The sequence below is a fragment of the Pseudoxanthomonas jiangsuensis genome, from assembly GCF_010093185.1.
Lineage (GTDB): Bacteria > Pseudomonadota > Gammaproteobacteria > Xanthomonadales > Xanthomonadaceae > Pseudoxanthomonas > Pseudoxanthomonas jiangsuensis.
Map to the genome: position 1 here is coordinate 10,609 of NZ_PDWL01000020.1, position 25,243 is coordinate 35,851.

The following is a 25,243-nucleotide window of genomic DNA, read 5'->3' on the forward strand; positions in this document are numbered from 1 at the left end:
CCGTACCGGTTCTGGCGGCACGGGATGCGGTTCCCCGGCCATGGGCGCGCCCTTCAGCCTGCCGCAACGGGTTCCCGGTATCCTGCGGCGATGCGGCTTCCCCCGATCCTCCGCAACGGCCTCCTCGCCCTCGCCCTGCTGCTCGCCCCGGCCCTGCCGGCGCTGGCGCGCGGCAGCATCGAACGGGTCGAGATCGTCGGCCTGGAGGGCGACGAGGCGATCGAGCAGAACGTGCGCCTGGCCCTGGGCTTGGACGACACCCTCGGCCAGGTCCACGGCGAATCGCGCCTGGAATACCTGCTGCTGCGCGCCGAGAAGGAGGCGCGGCAGGCGCTGGAGCCGTTCGGCTACTACTCGCCGCAGATCCGGGTCGACGCCCCGCGCGACGAAGGCGACCGGATCGTGGTCACGATCCACATCGACAAGGGCGAGCCGGTGAAGGTGCGCGACGCGCACGTGGCCATCGTCGGCCCCGGCGGCGAGGACCAGTACCTGCGGCGCGACCTGGAGGCCTTCCATCCGGTCCCCGGCGAGGTCTTCGACCACGGCGTGTACGAGGGCCACAAGGACGGCATCACCCGACGCCTGGCCGAGCGCGGCTACTTCGACGCCGATTTCATGCAGCGCCAGGTGCGGGTGACCCGTGCCGACGCCAGCGCCGACATCGACCTGGTCTGGGACAGCGGCTTCCGCTACGACATGGGCCCGACCACCTTCCACCAGGACTACTTCCGGCCCGGGCTGCTGGACAAGCTGGTGACCTGGGAGGAAGGCAGCTACTTCCACCAGGGCAAGCTGGACCGGCTGCGCGAATCGCTGGTGCGGCTGGACTACTTCAGCGCGATCGACATCCAGGTCAAGCCGGAGGAAGCCGACGAGGACCTGCGGGTGCCGGTGGAGGTGAACCTGGTGCTGGCCAAGCGCAACATCTACACCGCCGGCCTGAGCTACGGCACCGAAAGCGGCACCGGCGTGCGCTTCGGGGTGGAGCGGCGCTACGTCAACGACCGCGGCCACAAGCTCAACTGGGACATGGACTGGGCGCAGAAGCGCAAGACCTTCCTCACCCAGTACCGGATCCCGGCCTTCGCCTGGCTGGACGGCTGGTACGCCTTCTCGCTGGGCGCCTACGACGAGCAGACCGACTACATCGACCTGCGCAACGTCAAGCTCAGCGCCAGCCGCAGCGGCGAGATCAACCAGCACTGGACCGCGGTGGCCTCGCTCAACGCCCTGCGCGAGCGCTGGAGCTACGACATGGACCTGGCCACCGGCCAGCGCCTGTACACCTACTCCACCCTGCTCTATCCCGAACTGACCGCCACCTACGTCGACGTGGACGACCGCCTGTTCCCGCGGCGCGGGATCAGCGCCACCGCGGTGCTGCGCGGCGGGGTGGAGAACGTCGGCTCCGACACCAGCTTCATCCAGGGCCAGCTGACCGCCACCTGGTTCAAGGGCCTGGGCCAGAGCGACCGCCTGATCGTGCGCGGCGAGGCCGGCAGCACCTGGACCAGCGAGCTGGTGGCGATGCCGCCGAGCCTGCGCTTCTTCGCCGGCGGCGACCGCAGCATCCGCGGCTACGCCTGGCGCGAGGTCGGCCCGCGCACGGCCGACGACTTCGCCCTCGGCGCCAAGAACGTGCTGACCGGATCGGTCGAGTACGAACGCTACTTCGGCGGCGGCCCCTGGGGCGGAGCGGTGTTCGTCGATGCCGGCGACGCCTTCGACGACGAATTCGACCCGCACGTGGGCGTGGGCATCGGCGCGCGCTGGCGCTCGCCGGTGGGCCCGGTGCGGATCGACATCGCCCACGGCCTGGACCATCCCGACTCCGGCTTCCAGATCTATCTCAGCCTCGGGGCCAACCTGTGAGCGCGGCCGCGCCCGCCACGCCACCGCCGCGCCGGCGCTTCTACCGGCGCCGGCGGTTCTGGGCCTGGTCCGGGCTGGGCGTGCTGGCGCTGGTGCTGGGCGCGCTGGTGCTACTGTACTGGCTGCTGCAGACCGTGGCCGGACGCGACGTCCTGCTGGCGCAGATCGTCGCGCGCCTGCCGATCGGCGCCAGCCTGACCTGGGAAAAGGCCGAAGGCCCGCTGGCCGGGCCGCTGACCCTGCACAACCTCGACTTCCGCTACGACGACTACCGCTTCCGCGCGCGCCGCGCCTACCTGGATCCGGACATCCGTCCCCTGCTGGGCAAGCGCCTGCGCCTGGACGCATTCGAGCTGGAAGACGCCGAACTCGACCTGGCCCGTAGCGACGAGCCGTTCGAGCTGCCGCGCTGGCCCGAATCGCTGCCGGCGATCGAGATGCCCTTGGCGATCCAGGCCGACCGGATCGTGATCGACGGACTGAAGGTGCGCTCCGGCGGCGAGCCCATGATCGACGTGCGCCGCTTGCGCGGCGGGATCGACATCGCCAACGGTTCCCTGCATGCCGAACGCCTGCAGGTGGACAGCGACCTGGGCCTGTTCGCCGTGCATGGCGACTACGAACCGGCCAAGGACTACCGCAGCGACGTGCAGCTGACCGCGGTGTTCCCGGCGCCGCAGGGCCGCAGCCCGGCGCGGCTGGGCCTGGTCGCGCGCGGCGACCTGGCGAGGATGGAGGTCGGCATCGGCGGCCGCGCGCCGCAGCCCCTGCGCGCCACCCTCAGCCTGGGCGGCGACGAGGACGCGCCGGCTTGGCGCCTGCACGCGCGCAGCGAAGGCCTGGATCCGGCGCTGCTGACCGGCGGCGAGCCGATCGCCGAGCCTTTCGTGTTCGACCTGCTCGCCCAGGGCACCGGCGGCGCCGCGCAGCTGTCAGGCACGGTCCGCCAGGGCGCGCAGGAAGCGGTGATCGCACCTTCGAACCTGCGCCTGGAGAACCAGGTGCTGGACGTGGACCCGCTGGCGCTGGAACTGTACGAGGGCCGGGTGCGGCTGCGCGGCCGCGCCGACTTCACCGATCCGCAGGACGCGCGCTTCCGCTTCGCGCTCAATGCCGAGGGCCTGCAGCTGCGCGGCGCAGACCCGGCCGCGCCCGCGGTCCGCGTGGATGCGGCGCTGGGCCTGGCCGGCGGCACCCGGCTGTGGGCCGCCTACGGCGAGGCCGCTTTGCAGCGCGAAGGCGAGCGGGCGACCCTGGATCTGGACGTGCGCGGCGACCAGGCGCGCGCGCGGATCCACGCCCTGCATGCGCGGATGCCGACCGGCACCCTGGACGCCAGCGGCGAGGCCGGCTGGGATCCGGTGCTGGACTGGGACCTGGCGCTGGCGCTGGACGGCTTCGATCCGGGCTATTTCCTTCCCGGCTGGGACGGCCAGGTCAACGGCCGCCTGGCCAGCCGCGGCCGCGCACGCGATGGCGGCGACGGCTTCGATGCTCAGGTCGAACTGGAAGACCTCGGCGGCCGCCTGCGCGGACGCGCGCTGGACGGTTCGGGCCGCTTCCTCCTGCGCGGCGACGCTGGCGAAGGCCAGCTGGCATTGGCCCTGGGCGGCAGCCGGATCGACGCCCGCGGCAGCGTCGGCGACCGGATCGACGTCAGCGCGCGGCTGCAGCCCCTGCGCCTGGACGACCTGCTGCCCGAGGCCCGCGGCACCCTGCAGGGCTCCCTGCGCCTGTCCGGCGCGCGCGCCACCCCGGATATCGAAAGCGACCTGCAGGGCTCGGGCCTGGGCTGGGGAGACTGGAGCGCCGGCACGGTCTCGCTGCGCGGACGCCTGCCCTGGCGCGGCACCGGCGGCGACCTGGCCCTGCAGGGCAGCGATCTGCAGGCCGGTGTGGCGGTACAGCGGATCGCCGTGCGCGCGCAGGGCGCGGTCGAGGACCTGCGCCTGGACGCCGAGGTCGACAGCGAACAGGCCGCGCGACTGGCCCTGGCCGGGCAGCTGCGCCGCCGTGGCGCCGGTTGGCAGGGCGAGGTGGAACGGCTGCGGATCGCACCCCTGCGTGGGCAGCCGTGGTCGTTGCAGGCGCCGGCGACCTTCGCCTACGGCCAGGGCCGCTTCCAGCTGCAGCCGGCCTGCCTGGCGGTCACCGGCGGCGACGGCGATGCCTCGCTGTGCGCCCAGGCCGACTGGCCGCGCCAGGGCCTGAGCCTGCACAGCGAGCGCCTGCCGCTGACCCTGGTCCATCCCTGGTTGCCGAAGAACGAGGGCCGCAGCCTGATCCTGCGCGGCGACCTGACCCTGGACGCGACGGTCCGCCCGCAGGCCAACCGCTGGACCGGCGAGGTCCATCTGGCCTCGCCCGACGGCGGCCTGCGCCTGGGCGATCGCACCCGCCGCGAGATCGTGCGCTACGACAACTTCAGCCTCGACCTGAACTTCGATCCGCAGAAGATCCAGGGCCGGCTCGGCAGCGGCTTCAAGGGCGACGGCTATGTCGACGCGACCTTCGACACCGGCTGGGAGGACTACTCGCCGCTGACCGGCGAGCTGTACACCTACATGTCGCAGCTGTTCTGGCTGGAGCTGTTCTCGCCGGACCTGGTGCGCCCGCAGGGCGTGCTCCGCGGCCACGTCAGCCTGCGCGGCACCCGTGGCCAGCCTTCGCTGGGCGGGCAGCTCCTGCTGGAGGACTTCAAGGGCGAGCTGCCGGTGCTGGGCCTGGCGTTGAGCGAAGGCCAGGGCAGCCTGGACGCGCAGCCGGACGGCTCGGCCCGGATCGCCGCCTCGGTGAAGTCCGGCGAGGGCACGCTCAACGTCGACGGCGGCCTGTCCTGGTATGGCCAGGCCACGCCCCTGCAGCTGAACATCCACGGCCGCAACGTGCTGGTCGCGGACACGCCGATGCTGCACGCGGTGGCCGATCCGGACCTGCAGTTCAGCCTGGAGGGAAAGACCATGCTCCTGCGCGGCGAGGTCTCCGTGCCCAGCGCGCGGATCAACCTGGAACGCTTCGAGCAGGGCGTGGAGGTATCCGAGGACGTGGTCGTGCTCGACCCGGTCGATCCGGAGGAAACGCCCGACGCGCCGCTGGACCTGGACCTGGCCCTGGTCCTGGGCGAGGACGTGGAGCTGACCGGCTACGGCCTGGCCGGCGGCCTGCAGGGACGGCTGCAGGTGCGCGCGCGCCCCGGCCGCGAGATGACCGCCACCGGCGCGCTGGACGTGGACGGCCGCTACAAGGCCTACGGCCAGGAGCTGCAGATTACCCGCGGGCAGATGACCTGGAGCAACAACCTGGTCAGCGATCCACGGGTGAACCTGCGCGCCGAGCGCCGGGTCGGCGACGTCAGCGCCGGCATCGACGTCACCGGCAACGCGATGCAGCCGCGGGTGGAGGTGTGGTCGAACCCGTCGATGCCGCAGTCCGAGGCGCTGTCCTACCTGATGCTCGGCCGCAGCCTGGAAGGCGCCACCCGCGACCAGGCCAACCAGGTCACCGCGGCCTCGGCGGCGATGTCGGCCGGCACCGGCCTGCTGGCGGCGCAGCTGGGCTCGCGGCTGGGCTTCGACGACGCCGGCGTGACCCAGTCGCGCGCGCTGGGCGGTTCGGTGGTGGGCGTGGGCAAGTACCTCTCGCCCAAGCTCTACGTCGGCTACGGCGTGTCGCTGGTCGGCAGCGGCCAGGTGCTGATCCTGAAGTACCTTTTGCGCAAGGGCTTCGACCTGGAGATCGAATCGAGCACGGTGGAAACCCGCGGCTCGGTCAACTGGCGGCGGGAGAAGTAGGCCCCCGTCGGCAGGCATCGCACCGGCATGCTTCACGTTGGCTGGCCGCCGCCGTCGAAACCGTGACCTGCGGCGGTTGTCCGCGCCGGCGTGCGCCGCTACCGTCCCCGGTCTGCATTCCGATGGACTTGCCGATGTCGCCCAGTCGTTGCGTCACCCTGCTTTCCGCCCTGCTGCTCGCCGGCACGGGTGCCGCCGCCCATGCCGACGAAGGCATGTGGATGCCCTCGCAGCTGCCGCAGCTGGCCGCGCAGCTGCGCCAGGCCGGCTATGCCGGCGACCCGGCGACGCTGGCCGACCTCACCGCGGCGCCGCTCAACGCGGTGGTCCGCGCCGGCGGCGGCACCGGCGCCTTCGTCTCCGCCGACGGCCTGGTGCTGACCAACCACCACGTCGCCTACGGCGTGATCCAGTACAACAGCAGCCCGCAGCGCAACCTGATCGACAACGGCTACGTCGCCGCCGACCGCGCCGGCGAGCTGCCGGCCAACCCCGACTTCCGGGTGCTGGTCACGGTCGGCTTCGACGACGTCAGCGGCCAGGTCCTGGCCGGCGCGCGCGGGCTCAAGGGACGCGCCTACTACGAAGCGGTGGACGCGGCCAGCAAGCGCATCGTCGCCGACTGCGAGCGCGAGGCCGGGATCCGCTGCAGCGTGGCCAACATGTACTACGGCACCGCGTTCTACCGCATCCGCCAGCTGGAGCTGCGCGACCTGCGCCTGGTCTACGCGCCGCCGCGGGCGATCGGCAACTACGGCGACGAGATCGACAACTTCATGTGGCCGCGCCACACCGGCGACTTCACCCTGCTGCGCGCCTACGTCGGCCGCGACGGCAGGCCGGCCGCGTATTCCCCGGATAACGTGCCCTACCAGCCGCCGTCGCACCTGCAGGTCTCGCGCGAAGGGCCGCAGGCGGGCGACTTCGCCATGCTCGCCGGCTATCCCGGCATCACCTACCGCCACCGCACCGCGGCCGAGTTCGCCGAGCAGGTCGAGTGGACCCTGCCGACCCGGGTCGCGGTGTTCGACCAGCTGTTGGAAGCGATCGGGCGCGGCAGCGCCGGCGATGCCGAAGCGGCCACCCGCTACGCCTCACAGGTGCAATCGCTGAAGAACAACCGCAAGCGCGCCGCCGGCGAGCTGGACGGCCTGCGCCGCAGCGACGCCGCCCGCCTGCGCGCGGCCGACGAGCAGGCGATGCTCGCCGCGACCGGCGGCGGCGACCGCCGCGCCATCGAGGCCCTGGCCGGGGTGCTGGCCCAGGGCTCGCAGGTGCGTGAGCGCGACTTCCTGCTAGGCCTGGTCGCCAGCCAGACCCAGCTTTTGCGCTCGGCCCTCTTGCTGGAACGGCTGCGGATCGAATCGGCCAAGCCCGACGCGGGACGCGAGAGCGGCTACCAGGCGCGCGACCTGGCCCTGCTCGAGGGCACCTTGAAGCAAGTCCAGCGCCGCTACGACCCGCAGGTGGAGAAGGCCCTGCTGGCCACCCTGCTCGGCCGCTACCAGGCCTTGCCGCCGGAGCAGCGCGTGGCCGAGTTCGACGAAGCCTTCGGCCGCACTCCGCAAGAACTGGAACAGGCCCTCGATGCGCTGTATGGCGCCACCACTCTGGGCACCGAGCAGGCGCGGCTGTCGCGCCTGGAAGCCGCGCGCCAGGCGCGGCCCATGGAGGCCGATCCCCTGCTGGCGCTGGCCGCGCGCCTGGTGCCGGCGCAGCTGCGCCTGGAAGCCGAGCGCAAGGCGCGCGAGGGCGAGCAGCTGCGCCTGCGTCCGGCCTACATGCGTGCGCTCACTGCCTGGCGCCAGCGCGCCGGCGGTGCGGTCTATCCGGACGCCAATGGCACCCTGCGGGTCAGCTACGGCCGCCTGGAAGCGCTGGCGCCGCGCGATGCGGTCGCCTTCGCTCCGGTGACCACGGTGGCCGGGATCGTGGAGAAGAACACCGGCCAGGTGCCGTTCGACGCGCCACGGCCGTTGCTGGACGCGATCGCCGCCGGCGATTTCGGCGCCACCGTCGATCCGGCGCTGGGCACCCAGACGGTGAACTTCCTCACCAACCTGGACACCACCGGCGGCAACTCCGGCTCGCCGGTGGTCAATGCCAAGGGCGAACTGATCGGCCTGAACTTCGACAGCAACTGGGAGGCGGTCAGCGCCAGCTGGTGGTTCGATCCGCGCTACAAGCGCGCCGTGCACGTGGACCTGCGCTACATGCGCTGGCTGATGGAGAAGGTGTATCCGGCACCGCACGTGCTGCGCGAGATGGGGCTGGACGGTTGAGCGTCCCGTCGCGACCGCCCGCGTTAATTCCAACGACAAGGAGATCCGCATGCCCATGACCGGCCCGTTCCGTCTCGCCCTCGCCGGCCTCTGCCTGGCCGCCTCGGCACCCGCCTGGGCCGGCGATCCGCCCAGCGCCATCCCGCTGGAGAAGCTCGAAGGCATGATCGCCGACCGCACGCCGCAGACCCGGGTCGAGGCGGTGGACCAGGAACGCCTGGTGGTGCGGCGGATCGACGTGGTCGACGAGAACAACGTGATCCGGCTGTCGCTGGCCTCGCCGACCCCGGCGCCGATCATCGACGGCATCCAGTACAAGCGCGCCTTCCCGGTGGCCGGGATGGTGGTGTTCGACGCCCAGGGCAACGAACGCGGCGGCTACGGCGTGGCCGACATCGAGGGCAGCGCCACCGTGCTGGCCCAGGACCACGTCAACGGCGACGCGGTCGGCTGGCGGGTGATGCCGGACGGCACGATCGCCTTCAGCATGAACCAGCGCGCCACGATCCGCCGCGAAGCAGCGCTCGGCGACCGGATCGTGCCCGGCACCGACGCCGCCACCCGGATCGCCCTGACCGTGGCCGCCGACGGCACCCCGGCGATCGCCCTGGCCGACCGCCAGGACCGGCCGCGCCTGCGCCTGACCGTCACCGAAGAGGGCTACGGCGCGATCGAGTTCCTCGACGCCCAGGGCAAGGTGGTGCAGACCCTGGCCCCGGAGGCGCAGGCCGCGGGGCGCTGAGCTCCGTACGGGCTTGTCAACGGCTTGGATCGCCGCGGCGCGGTTGCCACAATCGGCCTCCGCTCTTCCGCCGCAGAAACCGCCGTCCATGACCCAGATGTCCGCCGCGCTCGCGCGCAAGATCGCCCAGACCATCGCCGAAGAGATCGGCGCGCAGACCCAGCAGGTGCAGGCCGCCGTCGGCCTGCTCGACGAGGGCGCGACCGTGCCCTTCATCGCGCGCTACCGCAAGGAGGTCACCGGCGGCCTGGACGACACCCAGCTGCGTAACCTGGAAGTGCGCCTGGGCTACCTGCGCGAGATGGAGGAACGCCGCGCCGCGATCCTGGCCAGCATCGACGAACAGGGCAAGCTGAGCGACGAGCTGCGCGCCGAGATCGAGGCCGCCGACAGCAAGTCGCGGCTGGAGGATCTGTACCTGCCGTACAAGCCCAAGCGCCGTACCCGCGCCCAGATCGCGCGCGAGGCCGGGCTGGAGCCGCTGGCCGACGGCCTGCTGGCCGATCCGGCGCGGGTGCCGGAGGAGTTCGCCGCCGGCTTCGTCGACGCCGACAAGGGCGTGGCCGACGCCAGGGCCGCGCTGGAAGGCGCGCGCGCGATCCTGATCGAGCACTGGGGCGAGGACGCCGCCCTGCTCGGCGAGCTGCGCGGCTGGCTGGAGCGCGAGGGCGTGATCCGCTCGAAGGTGGTCGAGGGCAAGGAGGCCGCCGGCGAGAAGTACCGCGACTACTTCGACCACGCCGAGCCGCTGGCGAAGATCCCTTCGCACCGCCTGCTGGCCCTGTTCCGCGGCCGCCGCGAGGAATTCCTGCAGCTCGAGCTCGACCCGGGCAGCGACGCGGAGGCCGGTAATGCCTACGCCGAAGGCCGGATCGCCCTGCACGCCGGCATCGCCGAGCGCGGCCGTCCTGCCGACGCCTGGCTGCGCAATGCCTGCCGCCTGGCTTGGCGCGCCAAGATCCACCTGCACCTGTTGCTGGACCTGTTCAACCAGGCGCGCGAGAAGGCCGAGGCCGAGGCCATCGCCGTGTTCGGCGACAACCTCAAGGACCTGCTGCTGGCCGCGCCGGCCGGGCCGAAGGCCGTGCTCGGACTCGACCCGGGCCTGCGCACCGGGGTTAAGGTCGCCGTGGTCGACGCCACCGGCAAGCTGGTCGCCACCGACACGATCTATCCGCACGAGCCCAGGCGCCAGTGGGACGCTTCGCTGGCCTCGCTGCGCAAGCTCTGCCTGGCCCACGGCGTGCAGCTGATCGCGATCGGCAACGGCACCGCCTCGCGCGAGACCGACAAGCTGGCCGGCGACCTGCTCAAGCTGGTGCCGGAACTGAAGGCGCAGAAGATCGTGGTCAGCGAGGCCGGCGCCTCGGTGTACTCGGCCTCGGAACTGGCGGCGAAGGAATTCCCGGGCCTGGACGTTTCCTTGCGCGGCGCGGTCTCGATCGCCAGGCGCCTGCAGGATCCGCTGGCCGAGCTGGTGAAGATCGAACCCAAGGCCATTGGCGTCGGCCAGTACCAGCACGACGTCGACCAGTACCGCTTGGCGCGCGCGCTGGACGCCCGGGTCGAGGACTGCGTGAACGCAGTGGGCGTGGACGTGAACACCGCCTCGGCGGCGCTGCTGGCGCGGGTCTCCGGGCTGTCGACGACCGTGGCCGAGAACATCGTCAGCTTCCGCGACCAGAACGGCGCCTTCCCCTCGCGCAAGGCCCTGCTCAAGGTGCCGCGGCTGGGCGAGAAGACCTTCGAACAGTGCGCCGGCTTCCTGCGCATCGCCGACGGCGAGCAGCCGCTGGACGCGTCCTCGGTACACCCGGAGGCCTATCCGGTGGTGGAACGCATCCTCGCCGCTGGCGGCAGGCAGGTGAAGCAGATCATCGGCGACACCGCCTTCCTGCGCTCGCTCAAGCCGGCCCAGTTCACCGACGAGCGCTTCGGCGAACCCACCGTGCGCGACATCCTGAAGGAACTGGAGAAGCCCGGCCGCGACCCGCGCCCGGAGTTCAAGGCGGCCAAGTTCGCCGACGGCGTCGAGGACATCAAGGACCTGCGTCCGGGCATGGTCCTGGAGGGCGTGGTCAGCAATGTCGCCGCGTTCGGCGCCTTCGTCGACATCGGCGTGCACCAGGACGGCCTGGTCCACATCTCGGCGCTGTCGGACCGCTACGTGAAGGATCCGCGCGAGGTGGTCAAGGCCGGCGACATCGTCAAGGTCAAGGTGCTGGAGGTGGATGTGGCGCGCAAGCGCATCGCCCTGACCCGGCGCCTGGACGACGAACCGGGGCAGCCGGCCGCACGTCCGGCGGGCGAGCGCGATGGACGCCGCGACGGCGGCCGGCCGGGCGCGCCGCAGCGCGATCCACGCGGCCAAGACCGCAGCCGTGGCGGCGCCGCGCGTCCGCAGCCGCAGGCCGCGCCGTTCAACAGCGCGATGGCCGATGCGCTGAAGGGCCTGCGCCGGTCCTGAGGGCCGGTTGTTCCCGCAGGAGCCGGTTCCGGCGGCTCCTGCACGGGATGACGATCTGCGCTCAGCCGGCCGCGGCCTTGGCGAACTCGTCGTACGCCGCCTGCGCGTGCGCGGCGTACATCAGCGACGGGCCGCCGCCCATGTAGACCGCCACGCCCAGCATCTCGCGGAACTCCTCCGGGGTGGCGCCCAGCCGCACCAGCGCCTTGGCATGGAAGCCCAGGCAGCCGTCGCAGCGGCTGGCCACGCCGATGGCCATGGCGATCAGTTCCTTGGTCTTCTCGTCCAGCACGCCCGCGGCCATCGCCGCCTTGCTCAGCGCGCCGAAGCCCTGCATCACGTCGGCATTGTGGGTGCGCAACCCGGTCAGGTTGCGGGAGATGTCGCGGGTCAGTTCCTGGTAGGACGGGGTGCTCATCACTTCTCCTGGTTCGTGGCGACCGCAGTGGCGGCCTCTTTGTTTAGACTATCCTAAATTAGATATTTCTAATATACTAGCCACATGAGCCCGCCCATCACCCGCAAGGACCGCACGTTCATGCAGCAGGGCGCCGCCGAAGCGGCGGCGATGCTGCGCACCCTCGGCCACGACCAGCGCCTGCTGGTGCTGTGCCTGCTGATCGGCCACGGCGAGCTGACCGTCGGCCAGCTACTGGAGCAGGTCGAGCTGAGCCAGTCGGCCCTGTCCCAGCACCTGGCGCGGATGCGCGAAGACGGCCTGGTCGCCTGCCGCCGCGAGGGCCAGGCGATGCACTACCGGATCGCCGACCCGCGGGTGGAAACCCTGGTGGCCGCGCTCAAGTCGGTGTTCTGTCCCTGAGCGGGCCGGGGCACCGGCCGCTTCCCCGTTCCACCTCCTCCCCGAACCGCGAGCTGCATCGATGAAGACCATCGCTCCCGACGCCGCCCGCGCCCTGCTCGACCAGGGCGCCTTGCTGGTGGACATCCGCAACGCCGACGAACATGCGCGCGAGCGCATCCCCGGCGCGTACTGCATCCCGCTGGCGCAGCTGGACCGAGCGCCGCAGCTGGCCCGGCCCGACAACCGCGCCGTGCTGTTCCACTGCCGCTCGGGCCTGCGCACCCAGGCGCATGCTTCAGCGCTGGAAACGGCCGCGAACGGCTGCGAGGCCTACATCGTCGAAGGCGGCCTGGACGCCTGGAAGCGCGCCGGCCTGCCGGTCGCGGCCGATGCCGGCGCGCCGCTGGAACTCAACCGCCAGGTGCAGATCGCGGTCGGCGGCCTGCTGCTGCTCGGCAGCGTGCTGGCGGCGCTGGCGTCCCCGTGGTTCCTTTTGCTGACCGGCTTCCTCGGCGCCGGCCTGATGTTCGCCGGCCTGTCCGGCTTCTGCGGCATGGCCCTTTTGCTGGCGCGGATGCCGTGGAACCGGCGCTGGCGCGCGCCGGCCGGCTGAAGGCCGCGGCGCCGGCGTCCCTTCAGCCGGCTTCGGCCACCCGCAGGTCCTGCAGCAGCACGCCGGATGCGGCCAGCTCGGCGTCGTGCGGCGCGTCGCGGAAGTCCTCGGCCAGCGCCTGCGCGTACCAGTCCTGCATCGGCTCCAGCTCCAGCAGGCGCTGCGCGTAGGCGTTGGCCTCCGGATCCGGCAGCTCCAGGCCGAAGGTCTGCAAACGGAAGGCTATCGGCGCGTAGAACGCGTCCACCGCGCTGAACGCCGCATCGGCCAGGAACGGCCCGCCGAAACGCGCCACGCCCTCGCTCCACAGAGCCGAGACCCGGGCCAGGTCGCGCAGCAACGCGGGCGGCGTCTCGTGCAGGCGGATGCGCACCCCGCAGCTCATCGAACAGCGGCTGCGCAGCTCGCCGAAGCCGGCGTGCATCTCCGCCGCGGCGCTGCGCGCCCAGGCGCGGGCCACCGCGTCCTGCGGCCACACCCCGGGGTGGCGCTCGGCCAGGTATTCGACGATCGCCAGCGACTCCCAGACCACCGTGATCCCGTCCACCAGGCACGGCACCTTGCCGTTGGGGGCCAGAGCGCGCAGGCGCTCCCAGGCCGCGGCGTCGTGGAACGGCACCCGCCGTTCCTCGAAGGCGATGTCCAGTACCCGCAGCAGCAGCCACGGCCGCAAAGACCACGAGGAGTAGTTCCGGTTGGCGACGTAGAGCCTGTACATCGGCGGTTCCGCAGGGCGTCGCCGGCCGGGCGACGGACCCGGCCATCATAAGTCGCGGCAGGCCCGGCGCCGCTCAGGCCACCCGGCTGCGCCGCGCCCGCTCCAGGTGCACCAGCAAAAGCGAGATCGCCGCCGGGGTCATGCCGGGGATGCGCTGGGCCTGGCCGAGGGTCAGCGGGCGCACGCGCTCGAGCTTCTGCCGGACCTCGGCCGACAGGCCGCGCACGCCGGCGTAGTCGAAGCCTTCGGGGATCGCGGTCTCCTCGTGCCGGCGCTGGCGCGCGATCTCCTCGCGCTGGCGCTCGAGGTAGCCGGCGTACTTGACCCCGATCTCGACCTGCTCGGCCACCTGCGCATCGTCCGTGCCCGGGCCCAGCGACGGCACCGTCATCAGCATCGCGTAGCCCAGCTCGGGACGCTTGATCAGGTCCAGGGCATTGGTCTCGCGGCTCACCGCCACGCCCAGCTGCGCCTCGACCTCGCGGCCCAGGGCGTTGCCCGGCGTCGCCCACAGCGCGCGCAGGCGCGCGGTCTCGGCCTCGATCGCCTCGCGCTTGGCGCAGAAGCGCGCCCATCGCGCGTCGTCGACCAGGCCCAGGTCGCGGCCGATCGCGGTCAGGCGCAGGTCGGCATTGTCCTCGCGCAGCTGCAGCCGGTACTCGGCGCGGCTGGTGAACATGCGGTAGGGCTCGCTGGTGCCGTGGGTGATCAGGTCGTCGACCAGCACGCCCAGGTAGGCCTGGTCGCGGCGCGGCGACCAGCCGTCCTGCCCGCGCACGTGGCGGGCGGCGTTGAGGCCAGCGAGCAAGCCCTGGGCGGCGGCCTCCTCGTAGCCGGTGGTGCCGTTGATCTGGCCGGCGAAGAACAGTCCCGGCACCAGCCGCGTCTCCAGGGTGGGCTTGAGCCCGCGCGGGTCGAAGAAGTCGTATTCGATCGCGTAGCCGGGCCGGGTGATGTGCGCACGCTCAAAGCCGCGGATCGAGCGCACCAGCTCCAGCTGCACGTCGAACGGCAGCGAGGTGGAGATGCCGTTGGGATAGATCTCGGCCACGTCCAGCCCCTCGGGCTCGACGAAGATCTGGTGGCTGGCCTTCTCGGCGAAGCGCACCACCTTGTCCTCGATCGAGGGGCAGTAGCGCGGGCCGATGCCTTCGATCTGGCCGCTGTACAGCGGCGAGCGGTCCAGCGCGCCGCGGATGATCTCGTGGGTGCGCTCGGAGGTGTGGGTGATCCAGCACGGCACCTGGCGCGGATGCTGCCCGGCCCGGCCGAGGAACGACATCACTGGCAGCGGATCGTCGCCCGGCTGCGCTTCCATCACCGAGTAATCAAGCGTGCGCCCGTCGATCCGCGGCGGGGTGCCGGTCTTGAGCCGGTCGATCGCGAACGGGCGCTCGCGCAGGCGCGCGGCCAGGGTGGTCGAGGGCGGGTCGCCCATGCGCCCGGCGGCGTACTGGGTCGGGCCGATGTGGATCTTGCCGGCGAGGAAGGTGCCGGCGGTCAGCACCACCGCGGACGCCTCGAAGCGCAGGCCGGTCTGGGTCACGACCCCGCGCACGGCGTCGCCCGCGCCTTCGCCGATCAGCAGATCGTCCACCGCGGCCTGGAACACGGTCAGGTTAGGCTGGTTCTCCACGATCCGGCGGATCGCCTGGCGGTACAGCGCGCGGTCGGCCTGGCAGCGGGTGGCGCGCACCGCCGGGCCCTTGCTGGCGTTGAGGGTGCGCCACTGGATGCCGGCCAGGTCGGCGGCGTGCGCCATCGCCCCGCCGAGGGCGTCGATCTCCCTGACCAGATGGCCCCTGCCGATCCCGCCGATCGCCGGGTTGCAGCTCATCGCGCCCACGGTCTCGATGTTGTGGGTCAGCAGCAGGGTGCGCGTGCCACTGCGCGCGGCCGCCAGCGCGGCCTCGGTGCCGGCGTGGCCGCCGCCGATCACGATCACGTCGTAGCGGTGGAAGTCGTTCATGGGCATGGCGGTACGGCGCGGGATGAAGGGGCGGAAGCGGCGGCGGGCCGGAGGCCGGGGATTTTACCGCCGGTGTCCCCCGGCTCCGCCCGCGCGGGTTGGCATGGTTCCTGCTGAAACCCTCATGCACCCGCCGCGGCATGCGTCAGGGGCGCGGCTGGAATTGGAACAGGGGCCAGCCACGCGCGCGGCGGGGAAGCACGGGGGCCGGTAGTCGGGGGACTGCCGGCCCCTTTTTTGCCCGCGGTATCCCGGAAAGACGCAGCCCGGCCGAAGCCGGGCTGCGAAAGGGTGCCGACGTCCGACAGGGCCGGAACAGGGGGGATCCAGATTTCCCTGCCGGACATCGACATGGACCAGCCAGACGGGTCAGAAGCTGACGCGCATGGTCACTGCGGATTAGCTTGCGTCCAGACGCAGGCCAACGCAAGGGGATTTTCAGCGCTCCAGCGAGTCGCGATTCACAGTCCTGGAACGCGGTTCGGGCCGCGACTGGGCCGGACGATCCGCGCTGCGTGGCCTCGCCGGTTCGGCCCGCGACTGCTGCGCCGGACGCGGCGCCATCGCCGGGGCCGGACGCTGCACCCGGACCGGCGCGGCTGCCGGCGGAACCGACGACGGGCGCGGCTGGGCGGACAGGGTCCGGGTCGCCGGGACGCTGGCCGGAACCACGGCCCGGCCCGGGCTGTTGGCCTGGCGCGGCATCGGCCCCGGGCCGTCGGCCCGGCGCAGCCGGTCCAGGTCGCGCCAGGGCGCGCGATCGGGGCGAGGCGGCCGGTTGTTGCCGCTCACCGGCGGCGGCGGCCGGTCCGGTCCGTTGCCGTGGTTCTGGCCGTGGCCGTGGCCGTAATCCGGGCGTGGGGGGCGCGGCGGGCGCGGCTGCACCGGGTAGTAGATCGGCGGCCGACCGTAGTAGCCGCCCCGGTACGGGTAGTAGTACGAGGGATAGCCATAGCTGAGCCCGAACGACACGCCCGGGCTGTAGCCGTAGTACGGGCCGGCGTACGGATTGCCGTATTCGTCGTAGTAGCGGTAGACGGTGGAAGGCTGGCCGCGGTAGTAGCCGCCGCCATCGTCCACGTAGCCATAAGTGGCGCAGCCGCCCAGCGCCAGGGTCAGTGCCAGCGCGGTCAACGGTCGGAATCGCATGGGACATCCCCCTTTGCCTCGAGCCTGCAGCTTCGGCGCCAGGCATTGAATCCGTGCTTAACCCTTCCTGCGCGGGCGTACCCGCCATGAACGGTACAGCCGCCGTTCCATTCTGGGCGACGCCGCCGATACGTTAACCTTCGTGCATGGCTCCCGACCTGCCCGTTCCCGACGACGTCCTCGCCGCCGCCGCGCGGATCGCCGGGCACGCGCAAATCACGCCGGTGCTGCGTTCGCACAGCCTGGACGCGATCGCCGGCTGCGAACTGGCGTTCAAGGCCGAGCACCTGCAACGCGGCGGCGCGTTCAAGTTCCGCGGCGCCTGCAACGCGGTGTGGGCGCTGCCCGCCGACGTGGCCGCGCGCGGGGTGGTCACCCACTCCTCCGGCAACCACGGCGCGGCCTTGGCCCTGGCCGCACGCGGCCGCGGCATCCCCTGCCACGTGGTCGTGCCCGCCGGCGCGGTGGCCGCCAAGCTGGCCAACATCCAGCGCCATGGCGCCACCCTGTGGCGCTGCGAGCCGACCCAGGCCGCGCGCGAGGCCACCTGCGCCGAAGTCCAGGCCGCCACCGGCGCCACCCTGATCCATCCCTACGCCGACCCGCAGGTGATCGCCGGCCAGGGCACCGCGACCCTGGAACTGGTCGGCGAGGCCGGCGCGCCCGAAATCATGGTGGTGCCGGTCGGCGGCGGCGGCCTGGCCGCCGGCACCGCGCTGGCGCTGGCGGCGGTCGCGCCCGGCTGCCGCCTGGTCCTGGCCGAACCGGCCGGGGCCGCCGATACCGCCCATGCCCTGGCCACCGGCGCGCGCGATCCGGACTTCGTTCCCGACACCCTCTGCGATGGTCTGCGCGGCGCCTTGGGCGCGCCGAACTTCGCCCTGCTGCGCGCCGCCGGCGCCGAGGCGGTGGTGGTCGAGGACACGGCCACGGTGGCGGCGATGAAGCTGGCCTGGCAGGTGCTCAAACAGGTGGTCGAACCTTCGTCGGCGATCGCCCTGGCGGCGGTGCTGGCCGAGCCGGCGCGCTTCGCCGGGCGCCGCGTCGGCGTGGTCCTGAGCGGCGGCAACGTCGACCTGGAGGCGCTGCCGTGGCGGCACTGAACCGCGGCCACCGGGCGCGCCGCCGCGGCGCCCTGGGCTGGCTATGGCGGCTGGCGCTGCTGTTGCTGTTGTGGCTGGCGGCGGTGGCGGCCTGGATCGTCTGGGTCGGCCAGCGCGACCAGGCCGGCGCGGCCGACGCCATCATCGTGCTGGGCGCGGCGGCCTACGACGCGCGGCCTTCGCCGGTGTTCGAGGAACGCATCCGCCACGGCCTGGACCTGTACCGCCGCGGCCATGCGCCGGTGCTGCTGTTCACCGGCGGCTACGGCACCGGCGCGCGCTTCGCCGAGTCCCAGGTCGCGCGCCGCTACGCCCTGCGCCACGGCATCCCCGAGTCGGCGATCCTGATCGAGGCCAGCTCGCGCACCACCCTGCAGAACCTGCAGCAGGCGCGCACGCTGATGCAGGAGCACGGCCTGCGCCGGGCGATCGTGGTCAGCGATCCGCTGCACATGGCCCGCGCCCTGCGCCTGTGCCGGCAGCTGGGGATCGAGGCGGTCGGCTCGCCGACCCCGAGCACGCGCTTCCGCAGCGTGCAGACCCAGTGGAAGTTCCTGCTGCAGGAGGTCTACTTCTTCCACCGCGACCTGGTCCTGCGCGCGGCCTGAGCCGGCGCCGCGGGGCTATCATGTCGGCCCCCACGCACGCAGGCGCTGCTCCATGAGGATCGATGGCACCCGCCGCCAGGACCGCGCCACCGAGCTGGTGCTGGCCTACTACGCCGCGTTCAACCGCGGCGACCGCCAGGCCATGCTCGCCCTGCTCGCCGACGACGTGGTCCATGACCTCAACCAGGGCGCGCGCGAGAACGGCAAGGCCGCCTTCGCCGCCTTCATGCAGAGCATGGACGCCAGCTACCGCGAGCGGCTGGAGGACATCGTGGTCCTGGCCTCGCCCGACGGCGACCGCGCCGCGGCCGAGTACGTGGTCCACGGCCAGTACCTGAAGGACGACGAGGGCCTGCCGCCGGCGCGCGGGCAGGAATACGTGCTGCCCGGCGGCGCGTTCTTCGACATCCGCGGCGAGCGCATCGCGCGGGTCAGCAACTACTACAACCTGCAGGACTGGATCGCTCAGGTTTCCGGCTGACGGTCGCCGCTCAGGGCTGGCGGCGGCGGATCGGGATCGCCGACAGCGGCACCGCCGCGATCTCGTGGCCGCCCTCGCGGATCGGCGCACCCGGCGCCGGCGCCCAGGCCTGGGCGTAGACCACTTCCCAGCTGCTGGGCAGGCGGCCTTCGGCGTCGCGCAGGGGTTCGTAGGCGGCCGCGGCCGCGGCGAAGCGCGCCCGCCCGGTGAGGCTGCGGCGGCGGCTGGCCAGGGCGTTGGTCGCGCCGATCGCGCGCAGCTCGCCCATCAGCGCCGGCAGGTCCGGATAGGTGAGGGTGAACAGGTCGCGGTCCAGCACCGGATCGCGGAAACCGGCCGCCATCAGCGCATCGCCGAACTGGGCGATGGACGCGAACGGGCTGACGTGCGGGGCGGCATCGGCCTGGGCGAAGGCCTCGCGCAGTTCGGCCAGCGTTTCCGGGCCGAAGCTCGAGCACAGCAGCAGGCCGCCCGGTTTGAGCACCCGGCGCAGTCCGGCGAACACCGCCGGCAGGTCCTCGACCCACTGCAGGCACAGGTTGCTGAAGACCACGTCCACGCTGCCCTCGGCCAGCGGCAGGGCGCGCGCATCGGCGCACACCCGCGAGAACGGCTTCCACCAGCCGGCCTGCTGCCTGGCCTGGCGCAGCATCGGCAGGGCCAGGTCGATGGCGACAACCTGCGCCTTCGGCCAGCGCTTCTTCATCGCCGCCGCCGCATGGCCGGTGCCGCTGCCCAGGTCCAGCGCCACCGTCGGCACCCGCCCGTCGAGGTATTCCAGCGATTCGAGCAGGCGCGCGCGCACCTCGGCCTGCAGCGCCGCGGCCGCGTCGTAGCCGTCGGCGGCGCGCGAGAAGGCGCGGCGCACCTGGCGGGGATCGAACAGGGATTCCATCGGGAAAGCGGTGCGGCCGGGACTCAGGGGCCGATATTGTCGGCGAACGCGGCCAGTTCCGCCGCCACCGCGTCGACATGGCCGAGGAACGGCGCGTGCCCGGCGCCGGCCAGCTCGACGAAGCGCGCCTCCGGCGCCCGTGCCGCCGCCGCGGCCATGCCCTTCGGATCTACCAGGCGGTCGCGGCCGCCGGCCAGCCACAGGCTGGGCACGCGCAAGCCGGGCAGGCTGCGGCGCAGGTCGCTGCCGTCGAGCAGGGCCAGGCCGGCGCGCAAGGCGGCCGGATCCGGTTCGCCGCGCGCGTGCAGCAGCGCGCGCAGGGTCTTCAGTTCCGCGCGGCCATGCTCGGAACCGAGCGTGTCCAGGGCGATGAAGCGGTCCAGGGTGCCGGCGTAGTCGCGGCCCAGCTCCTCGCCGAAGCGGGCGAACACGCTGGCCTCGACCGCGTGCGGCCAGTCCGGCCCGCGGACGAAGCGCGGCGTGGCCGCGACCATGGCCAGGCCGCGCACGGTCGGCAGGGTGGCCGCGGCGCGCAGCGCGAACAGGCCCCCCAGCGACCAGCCCAGCCAGATCGCCGGCGGCACCCGCGCGGCGATCGCGCTGACCACCGCGGGCAGGTCCAGGTTCTCGTCCGGATCGCGGCTGTGGCCGTGGCCGGGGAGGTCGACCAGGTGCAGGCGGAAGCGCGGCGTCAGGCGCTGGACCAGCGGCGCGAACACCCCGCCGTGCAGGGCCCAGCCGTGGATCAGGACCAGGTCCGGGCCCTGGCCATGGGTTTCGATGTGCATGCGCGCATTGTCGCAGGACGCCCGGCCCTCATCCGCCCCTTCGGAGCACCTCGATCCGCGCCCCGGCCCGGCGCAGCGCGCCGGCCGTTCAGGCGTGTGCGAGCCACTGGCTCGCAAGCAACACGCCTTTACCCCGCAGGGGAAGGGAAAGCCGTCAGGCGGCGGCGCGGTCGGCCCGCTCGCGGGCGTCGGCGATCGCCACCAGCAACGCCTGCACCTGCTGTGGCGTGTGCAGGGCCGAGAGCGTCACGCGCAGGCGCGAGCGGCCCTCCGGCACGGTCGGCGGGCGGATCGCGGTGACCAGGAAACCGGCGTCCTCCAGCGAGGACGACATCGCGGTGGCCACCGATTCGTCGCCGCACAGCACCGGCTGGATCGGGGTCGAGGAGGCCATCAGGTCCAGACCGAGGCGGCCGGCGCCGGTACGGAACTGCTCGATCAGCTCGCGCAGGCGCTCGCGCCGCCAGTCGTCGCGGCGGGCCAGCTTGAGCGCGGCCAGCGAGGCGGCGGCCTGCGCCGGCGGCAACGCGGTGGTGTAGAGGTAGGGCCGCGCGCTGCCGGCCAGGTGCTCGACCAGGTCGGCGTCGCCGGCGACCACCGCGCCGTAGCCGCCCAGGGCCTTGCCCAGGGTCGCCAGCTGCAAGGGCACTTCGCGCACGCCCAGCCCGGCCTCGGCCACGGTGCCGCGGCCCTGCGGGCCGAGCACGCCGATGCCGTGGGCGTCGTCCACGTACAGCAGGGCCTCCTGGGTGCGCGCCACCAGCGACAGCGCGCGCAGGGGCGCGACGTCGCCGTCCATGCTGAACACGCCGTCGGTCGCCAGCATGGCCGCGCCGCCCGGGGCGTTGCGCAGCTGGCGCATCGCGCCTTCCGGGTCCAGGTGCGGGTAGCGGCGCAGGCGGCAGCCGGCCAGGCGGGTGGCGTCGATCAGGCTGGCGGGGGTGAGCCGGTCCTGGACGCAGACGTCCTCGTCCTCCAGCAACGCCTGCTGCACCGCCAGGTTGGCGGCGAAGCCGCTGCCGAACAGCAGGGCGCGCGGCACCTGCAGCCAGTCGGCCATTTCCCGCTCGAGCTGCTCGTGCAGGGCGTGGTGACCGCAGACCAGGTGCGAGGCGGTGGAGCCGGCGCCCTCGCGCGCGGCCGCATCCTGCAGCGCCGCGCCGACCTCGAACTGCGAGGCCAGGCCCAGGTAGTCGTTGCTGCAGAAGCCGGTCAGCCAGCGGCCGTCGACCTCCAGGCGCACGCCGTCGCGGCGGGCGACGGTGCGGCGCTGGCGCAGCCGGCCCTGGGCAGTGCGCAGGCGCCGCTGGGCGAGGATGCGTTCGTGGATGTCGGTGCGCGCCATGTGGGTCCCTCCCCCCCGGGAGCCGTGCGGCCGCTCAGGCGGCGCGCTCGCAGGCCGGCGCCGGGGCGGTGATGTCGGCATGCACGGTACCGCCCGCAACCGATTCGGTTCCGTGATCGTGGTCACACTGGACGAGCGACATGGGCCGCAGGCCCAGGCGCGCGAACAGGGCCTGGTCGCGCTCGGTGTCCGGGTTGCCGGTGGTCAGCAGCTTCTCGCCGTAGAAGATCGAGTTGGCCCCGGCCAGGAAGCACAGCGCCTGCAGTTCGTCGCCCATCTGCTCGCGCCCGGCCGACAGCCGCACCATCGAGCGCGGCATCGCGATCCGGGCCACGGCGACCATGCGCACGAACTCGAACGGATCCAGCGCCTCGGTCCCGGCCAGCGGGGTACCGGCGACCTGGACCAGCTGGTTGATCGGCACCGAGTCCGGGTGCGCCGGCAGGTTGGCCAGCGCCTGCAAAAGGCCGGCGCGCTGCTCGCGGGTCTCGCCCATGCCGACGATGCCGCCGCAGCAGGTCTTCAGCCCGGCGTCGCGCACGTGCTCCAGGGTGTCCAGGCGGTCCTGGTACTGACGGGTGCGGATGACGTCGCCGTAGAACTCCGGCGCGGTGTCCAGGTTGTGGTTGTAATAGTCCAGGCCGGCGTCGCGCAGCGCGTGCGCCTGCCCGGGCGAGAGCATGCCCAGGGTCGCGCAGGTCTCCAGGCCCATCGCCTTCACCCCGGCGATCATCGCCGCCACCTTGGGGATGTCGCGGTCCTTGGGCGAGCGCCAGGCCGCGCCCATGCAGAAGCGCGAGGCGCCGGCGGCCTTGGCCTGGCGGGCCTTGGCCAGGACCTGCTCGGTGTCCATCAGCTTGGTCGCGTCCACCCCGGTGTGGTAGCGCTGGGCCTGCGGGCAGTAGCCGCAGTCCTCCGGGCAGCCGCCGGTCTTGACCGAGAGCAGGGTCGAGACCTGGACCTCGGCCGGGTCGAAGTTCTCGCGATGCACCGCCGCGGCGCGGAACAGCAGCTCGGGCAGGGGCAGGTCGAACAGCGCGAGCAGTTCCTCGCGACGCCAGTCGTGGCGGATTTCCGAAGTCACGGGGAGCGGTTTCCTGACGGCGGCCGAGGCCGGGCGCCGGCAGTCTGGAAAGCATGCCCAGCCCTGTCAACCACGGATGCGCTTCTCCGGTTTACGGCACGGACCCGATCCGGTCGCGCCTGCGCACGTGGCTGCGGGCCGCCGCCGACCAGCTGCTGCCACCGCGCTGCCTGCTCTGCGCCGAGCCCGGCGAGGGCGGCCTGGACCTGTGCGCCGCCTGCCGAAGGTCGCTGCCGTCCAATCGCGACGCCTGCCGGCACTGCGCCCTGCCTTTGCCGCCCGCGGACCTGCACCCGGACCGGGTGTGCGGAACCTGCCAGCGCCGGCCGCCGCCGCTGGACGCGGTGCAGGCCGCCTTCGTCTATGCCCCGCCGCTGGACCGGCTGCTGCCGCGCTTCAAGTTCCACCAGGACCTGGCCGCCGGCCGCCTGCTGGCGCGGCTGATGGCCGACGCCTTCGCCACGGCCGCACGGCCGCAGGCGCTGGTGCCGGTGCCGCTGCACCGCGGCCGCCTGCGCCGCCGCGGCTACGACCAGGCGCTGGAACTGGCGCGGCCGCTGGCCCGGCGGCTGCAGCTGCCGCTGCACCCCGGCGCGCTGCGCCGGATCCGCGCCACCGCGGCCCAGTCCGAACTGGACGCGGCGGCGCGGCGGCGCAACCTGCGCGGCGCCTTCCAGGTCGCCGGCGGTGTATCGCTGCCCGCACACGTGGCCCTGGTCGACGACGTGATGACCACGGGCGCGACCCTGCATGCGGCTGCCACCGCCCTGCGCCGCGCAGGCGTGACGCGGGTGGATGCCTGGGTCTGCGCGCGGGTGCCTTGATCGGAGGGATTTGACAGGCTTCGGCACGGCGGAGTATCCCGTGGCCATGTCGACGCCGCGCCCCACACCCCGGAACCGCAGCTGGTGGCCGTTCGCGCTCTACGGCCTGGCCGCCGTCGGCTTCGGCCTGTTCACCCTGTTCCAGCCGGAATCGACCGTGCTGGTGATGGTGATGGGCTTCGGCGTGCTGGCCCTGGTCGATGGCGCGATCAGCCTGTTCAGCGTGTTCCGCAAGGACATCGCCCTGCCGAACTGGCTGCTGCTGGTCTACGCCGCCAGTTCGATCGCCTTCGGGGTGCTGGCGCTGGTGGACCCGCGCCTGGTGGCCGAAGTCCTGGTCTGGCTGCTGGCGCTGTGGCTGATGATCGCCGGGCTGTCGCGGATCGTATTCGCGGTGCAGCTGCGGCACCTGCTCGGCGGCAACTGGCTGCTGGCGCTCAGCGGCGTGCTGGCCGCGCTGCTCGGGGTGCTGTTCGTGGCCCGGCCGGGGCTGGCCCTGGCGACCGTAGCGTTCTGGGTCGCGATCGGCGCGCTGGTCTACGGCGGCCTGCAGCTGGCCCTGGCCTGGTGGATCCGGCGCCGCGCCCGCGCGGCCATCGTGCTGCCCGGCTGATCTTCAGCCGCGCCCGGCCAGCAGGTAGTGCCCGGCAATCCCGGCGAACACCGCCGCGCCGACCCAGTTGTTGTGCAGGAAGGCGCGGAAGCACGGTCCGCGCTCGCGCCCGCGCGCGATCCGGAACTCCCAGACCACCAGCGCCAGCGCCAACGCCAGGCCCGCCCAGTACGCCGCACCGAGCTGGGCGCTGCGCCCGGCCAGGGCCAGGGCCAGGAACACCAGCGCGTAGAGCACGCCCTGCGCCACTAGGTCCAAGTCGCCGAACAGGATCGCCGTGGATTTCGACCCGGCGCGGATGTCGTCCTCGCGGTCGACCATCGCGTACCAGGTGTCGTAGGCGGTGGCCCAGAGGATGTTGGCGCAGTACAGCAGCCAGGCCAGCGCCGGCACTTCGCCCTGGACCGCGGCGAAGGCCATCGGGATGCCCCAGCCGAAGGCCATGCCCAGGTACACCTGCGGCAGGTAGGTGTAGCGCTTGAGATAGGGATAGGTCGCGGCCAGGAACAGGCCGGCGAAGCTCAGCCACACCGTCAGCCGGTTCAGGGTCAGCACCAGGGCGAAGGCGGCCAGCATCAGCACCGCGAACACCGCCAGCGCCTCGCGCCCGGAGACCGCGCCGGTGGCCAGCGGCCGCTCCTTCGTGCGCTCGACCTTGCCGTCCAGCCAGCGGTCGGCGTAGTCGTTGATCACGCAGCCGGCCGAGCGGGTCAGCCAGACCCCGGCGGTGAACACGAACAGGGTCCACCACGGCGGCATCCCGCCCGCGGCCAGCCATAGCGCCCACCAGGTCGGCCACAGCAAAAGCAGCGAACCGATCGGGCGGTCGCCGCGGACCAGCTTCCAGTACTGGCCCAGGCGCTCGCGCCAGCGCGGCACGGGCACCGGGACGGGAGTCTCGTAGCGTTCGTAGGACATGGGCGGATTCTATCGACTCACCGCCCCGTTCCTCCGCCTGCAAACGGAACGGCGTTCCGGAACGGCGTTTTCCGCTACACTAGCCGGCCACGCGCCTGTAGCTCAGCCGGATAGAGTAGCGGCTTCCGAAGCCGTTGGTCGGGGGTTCGAATCCCTCCAGGCGCGCCATCCGCACC

Annotated in this window: 21 protein-coding genes and 1 tRNA gene; 13 read left to right on the forward strand and 9 right to left on the reverse strand. The window is 72.7% G+C overall.

The window, feature by feature from the left end; all coding sequences use genetic code 11:
* Nucleotides 1-90 precede the first annotated feature (90 nt).
* The 5 genes from CSC62_RS12500 to CSC62_RS12520 all read left to right on the forward strand — a co-directional run bounded on the left by CSC62_RS12500 (nt 91) and on the right by CSC62_RS12520 (nt 11,157).
* Nucleotides 91-1,875 carry an autotransporter assembly complex protein TamA gene (locus CSC62_RS12500; RefSeq protein ID WP_162406891.1) on the forward strand — a complete coding sequence of 595 codons (1,785 nt, stop codon included), beginning with the start codon at nt 91-93 and terminating at the stop codon, nt 1,873-1,875.
* Nucleotides 1,872-5,666: a translocation/assembly module TamB domain-containing protein gene (locus tag CSC62_RS12505; RefSeq protein ID WP_162406893.1), complete on the forward strand. Its 3,795-nt coding sequence runs from the start codon at nt 1,872-1,874 to the stop codon at nt 5,664-5,666. Before CSC62_RS12500 ends, CSC62_RS12505 begins: the two co-directional genes overlap by 4 nt.
* 134 nt (nt 5,667-5,800) lie before the next feature.
* Nucleotides 5,801-7,948: a S46 family peptidase gene (locus CSC62_RS12510; RefSeq protein ID WP_162406895.1), complete on the forward strand. Its 2,148-nt coding sequence runs from the start codon at nt 5,801-5,803 to the stop codon at nt 7,946-7,948.
* Nucleotides 7,949-7,997: 49 nt separating this feature from the next.
* On the forward strand, nt 7,998-8,690 hold the full coding sequence (locus CSC62_RS12515; RefSeq protein WP_211369000.1) for a hypothetical protein: 693 nt from the start codon (nt 7,998-8,000) through the stop codon (nt 8,688-8,690).
* An 88-nt stretch (nt 8,691-8,778) separates the two neighbouring features.
* Nucleotides 8,779-11,157, forward strand: coding sequence for a Tex family protein (locus tag CSC62_RS12520; protein ID WP_162406897.1), 2,379 nt, complete (start codon nt 8,779-8,781; stop codon nt 11,155-11,157).
* Nucleotides 11,158-11,218: 61 nt separating this feature from the next.
* On the opposite strand, the gene CSC62_RS12525 is transcribed toward CSC62_RS12520, so the two are convergent.
* Nucleotides 11,219-11,575: a carboxymuconolactone decarboxylase family protein gene (locus CSC62_RS12525; protein WP_162406899.1), complete on the reverse strand. Its 357-nt coding sequence runs from the start codon at nt 11,573-11,575 to the stop codon at nt 11,219-11,221.
* Nucleotides 11,576-11,659: 84 nt separating this feature from the next.
* Here CSC62_RS12525 and CSC62_RS12530 point away from each other — a divergent pair, with 84 nt between their 5' ends.
* Complete coding sequence (locus CSC62_RS12530) at nt 11,660-11,977, forward strand: ArsR/SmtB family transcription factor (protein ID WP_162406901.1); 318 nt, start codon at nt 11,660-11,662, stop codon at nt 11,975-11,977.
* Between the two features lie 61 nt (nt 11,978-12,038).
* On the forward strand, nt 12,039-12,572 hold the full coding sequence (locus tag CSC62_RS12535) for a rhodanese-like domain-containing protein (RefSeq protein ID WP_162406903.1): 534 nt from the start codon (nt 12,039-12,041) through the stop codon (nt 12,570-12,572).
* Nucleotides 12,573-12,594: 22 nt separating this feature from the next.
* Here the strand turns inward: CSC62_RS12535 and CSC62_RS12540 are convergent, their stop codons facing one another.
* The 3 genes from CSC62_RS12540 to CSC62_RS12550 all read right to left on the reverse strand — a co-directional run bounded on the left by CSC62_RS12540 (nt 12,595) and on the right by CSC62_RS12550 (nt 16,408).
* Nucleotides 12,595-13,290 (reverse strand): glutathione S-transferase, encoded by a 696-nt coding sequence (locus CSC62_RS12540; protein ID WP_162406905.1) that lies wholly within the window; start codon nt 13,288-13,290, stop codon nt 12,595-12,597.
* A 73-nt stretch (nt 13,291-13,363) separates the two neighbouring features.
* Nucleotides 13,364-15,259, reverse strand: coding sequence for a tRNA uridine-5-carboxymethylaminomethyl(34) synthesis enzyme MnmG (gene mnmG / locus CSC62_RS12545; protein WP_162406907.1), 1,896 nt, complete (start codon nt 15,257-15,259; stop codon nt 13,364-13,366).
* Between the two features lie 438 nt (nt 15,260-15,697).
* Nucleotides 15,698-16,408 carry a hypothetical protein gene (locus CSC62_RS12550; RefSeq protein WP_211369001.1) on the reverse strand — a complete coding sequence of 237 codons (711 nt, stop codon included), beginning with the start codon at nt 16,406-16,408 and terminating at the stop codon, nt 15,698-15,700.
* A gap of 146 nt (nt 16,409-16,554) precedes the next feature.
* Here CSC62_RS12550 and CSC62_RS12555 point away from each other — a divergent pair, with 146 nt between their 5' ends.
* The 3 genes from CSC62_RS12555 to CSC62_RS12565 are packed head-to-tail and all read left to right on the forward strand — an operon-like array spanning nt 16,555 to nt 18,600.
* Entirely contained in the window at nt 16,555-17,511 is a 957-nt protein-coding gene (locus CSC62_RS12555) for a pyridoxal-phosphate dependent enzyme (RefSeq protein WP_162406909.1), read from the forward strand.
* Nucleotides 17,508-18,119, forward strand: a complete 612-nt coding sequence (locus CSC62_RS12560; protein WP_162406969.1) for a YdcF family protein — start codon at nt 17,508-17,510, stop codon at nt 18,117-18,119. The genes CSC62_RS12555 and CSC62_RS12560 overlap by 4 nt, the downstream gene beginning before the upstream one ends.
* A gap of 52 nt (nt 18,120-18,171) precedes the next feature.
* Nucleotides 18,172-18,600 carry a ketosteroid isomerase-related protein gene (locus CSC62_RS12565; RefSeq protein ID WP_162406911.1) on the forward strand — a complete coding sequence of 143 codons (429 nt, stop codon included), beginning with the start codon at nt 18,172-18,174 and terminating at the stop codon, nt 18,598-18,600.
* 10 nt (nt 18,601-18,610) lie between these two features.
* On the opposite strand, the gene bioC is transcribed toward CSC62_RS12565, so the two are convergent.
* From bioC to bioB, 4 genes are all read right to left on the reverse strand, one after another.
* Nucleotides 18,611-19,495, reverse strand: coding sequence for a malonyl-ACP O-methyltransferase BioC (gene bioC, locus CSC62_RS12570; RefSeq protein ID WP_162406913.1), 885 nt, complete (start codon nt 19,493-19,495; stop codon nt 18,611-18,613).
* Between the two features lie 23 nt (nt 19,496-19,518).
* Nucleotides 19,519-20,283 (reverse strand): pimeloyl-ACP methyl ester esterase BioH, encoded by a 765-nt coding sequence (gene bioH / locus CSC62_RS12575; RefSeq protein ID WP_162406915.1) that lies wholly within the window; start codon nt 20,281-20,283, stop codon nt 19,519-19,521.
* 154 nt (nt 20,284-20,437) lie between these two features.
* Nucleotides 20,438-21,628, reverse strand: a complete 1,191-nt coding sequence (gene bioF / locus CSC62_RS12580) for an 8-amino-7-oxononanoate synthase (protein ID WP_162406917.1) — start codon at nt 21,626-21,628, stop codon at nt 20,438-20,440.
* Nucleotides 21,629-21,662: 34 nt separating this feature from the next.
* Complete coding sequence (gene bioB, locus CSC62_RS12585; protein WP_162406919.1) at nt 21,663-22,712, reverse strand: biotin synthase BioB; 1,050 nt, start codon at nt 22,710-22,712, stop codon at nt 21,663-21,665.
* 53 nt (nt 22,713-22,765) lie between these two features.
* Between bioB and CSC62_RS12590 the strand changes: the two genes are divergently transcribed.
* Together CSC62_RS12590 and CSC62_RS12595 are read left to right on the forward strand one after the other, a co-directional pair.
* The gene (locus CSC62_RS12590) at nt 22,766-23,536 is read left to right on the forward strand and encodes a ComF family protein (RefSeq protein ID WP_246194408.1); all 771 of its coding nucleotides are present in this window, start codon (nt 22,766-22,768) and stop codon (nt 23,534-23,536) included.
* 46 nt (nt 23,537-23,582) lie between these two features.
* The gene (locus tag CSC62_RS12595) at nt 23,583-24,149 is read left to right on the forward strand and encodes an HdeD family acid-resistance protein (protein WP_162406921.1); all 567 of its coding nucleotides are present in this window, start codon (nt 23,583-23,585) and stop codon (nt 24,147-24,149) included.
* 3 nt (nt 24,150-24,152) lie between these two features.
* Here CSC62_RS12595 and ubiA read toward each other — a convergent pair whose 3' ends face one another.
* Entirely contained in the window at nt 24,153-25,067 is a 915-nt protein-coding gene (ubiA, locus tag CSC62_RS12600; protein ID WP_162406923.1) for a 4-hydroxybenzoate octaprenyltransferase, read from the reverse strand.
* Nucleotides 25,068-25,158: 91 nt separating this feature from the next.
* Here ubiA and CSC62_RS12605 point away from each other — a divergent pair.
* A tRNA-Arg gene (locus tag CSC62_RS12605) sits at nt 25,159-25,235 on the forward strand.
* Nucleotides 25,236-25,243 lie beyond the last annotated feature (8 nt).

Excerpts from the sequence above, each read along its gene's own strand:
- CSC62_RS12530 (WP_162406901.1), top strand. The coding sequence starts at position 11,660 with ATGAGCCCGCCCATCACCCGCAAGGACCGCACGTTCATGCAGCAGGGC.
- CSC62_RS12555 (WP_162406909.1), top strand. The coding sequence starts at position 16,555 with ATGGCTCCCGACCTGCCCGTTCCCGACGACGTCCTCGCCGCCGCCGCG.
- CSC62_RS12550 (WP_211369001.1), bottom strand. The coding sequence starts at position 16,408 with ATGCGATTCCGACCGTTGACCGCGCTGGCACTGACCCTGGCGCTGGGC.
- CSC62_RS12595 (WP_162406921.1), top strand. The coding sequence starts at position 23,583 with ATGTCGACGCCGCGCCCCACACCCCGGAACCGCAGCTGGTGGCCGTTC.
- ubiA (WP_162406923.1), bottom strand. The coding sequence starts at position 25,067 with ATGTCCTACGAACGCTACGAGACTCCCGTCCCGGTGCCCGTGCCGCGC.
- CSC62_RS12520 (WP_162406897.1), top strand. The coding sequence starts at position 8,779 with ATGACCCAGATGTCCGCCGCGCTCGCGCGCAAGATCGCCCAGACCATC.
- CSC62_RS12535 (WP_162406903.1), top strand. The coding sequence starts at position 12,039 with ATGAAGACCATCGCTCCCGACGCCGCCCGCGCCCTGCTCGACCAGGGC.
- bioH (WP_162406915.1), bottom strand. The coding sequence starts at position 20,283 with ATGCACATCGAAACCCATGGCCAGGGCCCGGACCTGGTCCTGATCCAC.
- CSC62_RS12565 (WP_162406911.1), top strand. The coding sequence starts at position 18,172 with ATGAGGATCGATGGCACCCGCCGCCAGGACCGCGCCACCGAGCTGGTG.
- CSC62_RS12515 (WP_211369000.1), top strand. The coding sequence starts at position 7,998 with ATGCCCATGACCGGCCCGTTCCGTCTCGCCCTCGCCGGCCTCTGCCTG.
- mnmG (WP_162406907.1), bottom strand. The coding sequence starts at position 15,259 with ATGAACGACTTCCACCGCTACGACGTGATCGTGATCGGCGGCGGCCAC.
- CSC62_RS12510 (WP_162406895.1), top strand. The coding sequence starts at position 5,801 with ATGTCGCCCAGTCGTTGCGTCACCCTGCTTTCCGCCCTGCTGCTCGCC.
- CSC62_RS12590 (WP_246194408.1), top strand. The coding sequence starts at position 22,766 with ATGCCCAGCCCTGTCAACCACGGATGCGCTTCTCCGGTTTACGGCACG.
- bioF (WP_162406917.1), bottom strand. The coding sequence starts at position 21,628 with ATGGCGCGCACCGACATCCACGAACGCATCCTCGCCCAGCGGCGCCTG.
- CSC62_RS12525 (WP_162406899.1), bottom strand. The coding sequence starts at position 11,575 with ATGAGCACCCCGTCCTACCAGGAACTGACCCGCGACATCTCCCGCAAC.
- CSC62_RS12500 (WP_162406891.1), top strand. The coding sequence starts at position 91 with ATGCGGCTTCCCCCGATCCTCCGCAACGGCCTCCTCGCCCTCGCCCTG.
- CSC62_RS12540 (WP_162406905.1), bottom strand. The coding sequence starts at position 13,290 with ATGTACAGGCTCTACGTCGCCAACCGGAACTACTCCTCGTGGTCTTTG.
- bioC (WP_162406913.1), bottom strand. The coding sequence starts at position 19,495 with ATGGAATCCCTGTTCGATCCCCGCCAGGTGCGCCGCGCCTTCTCGCGC.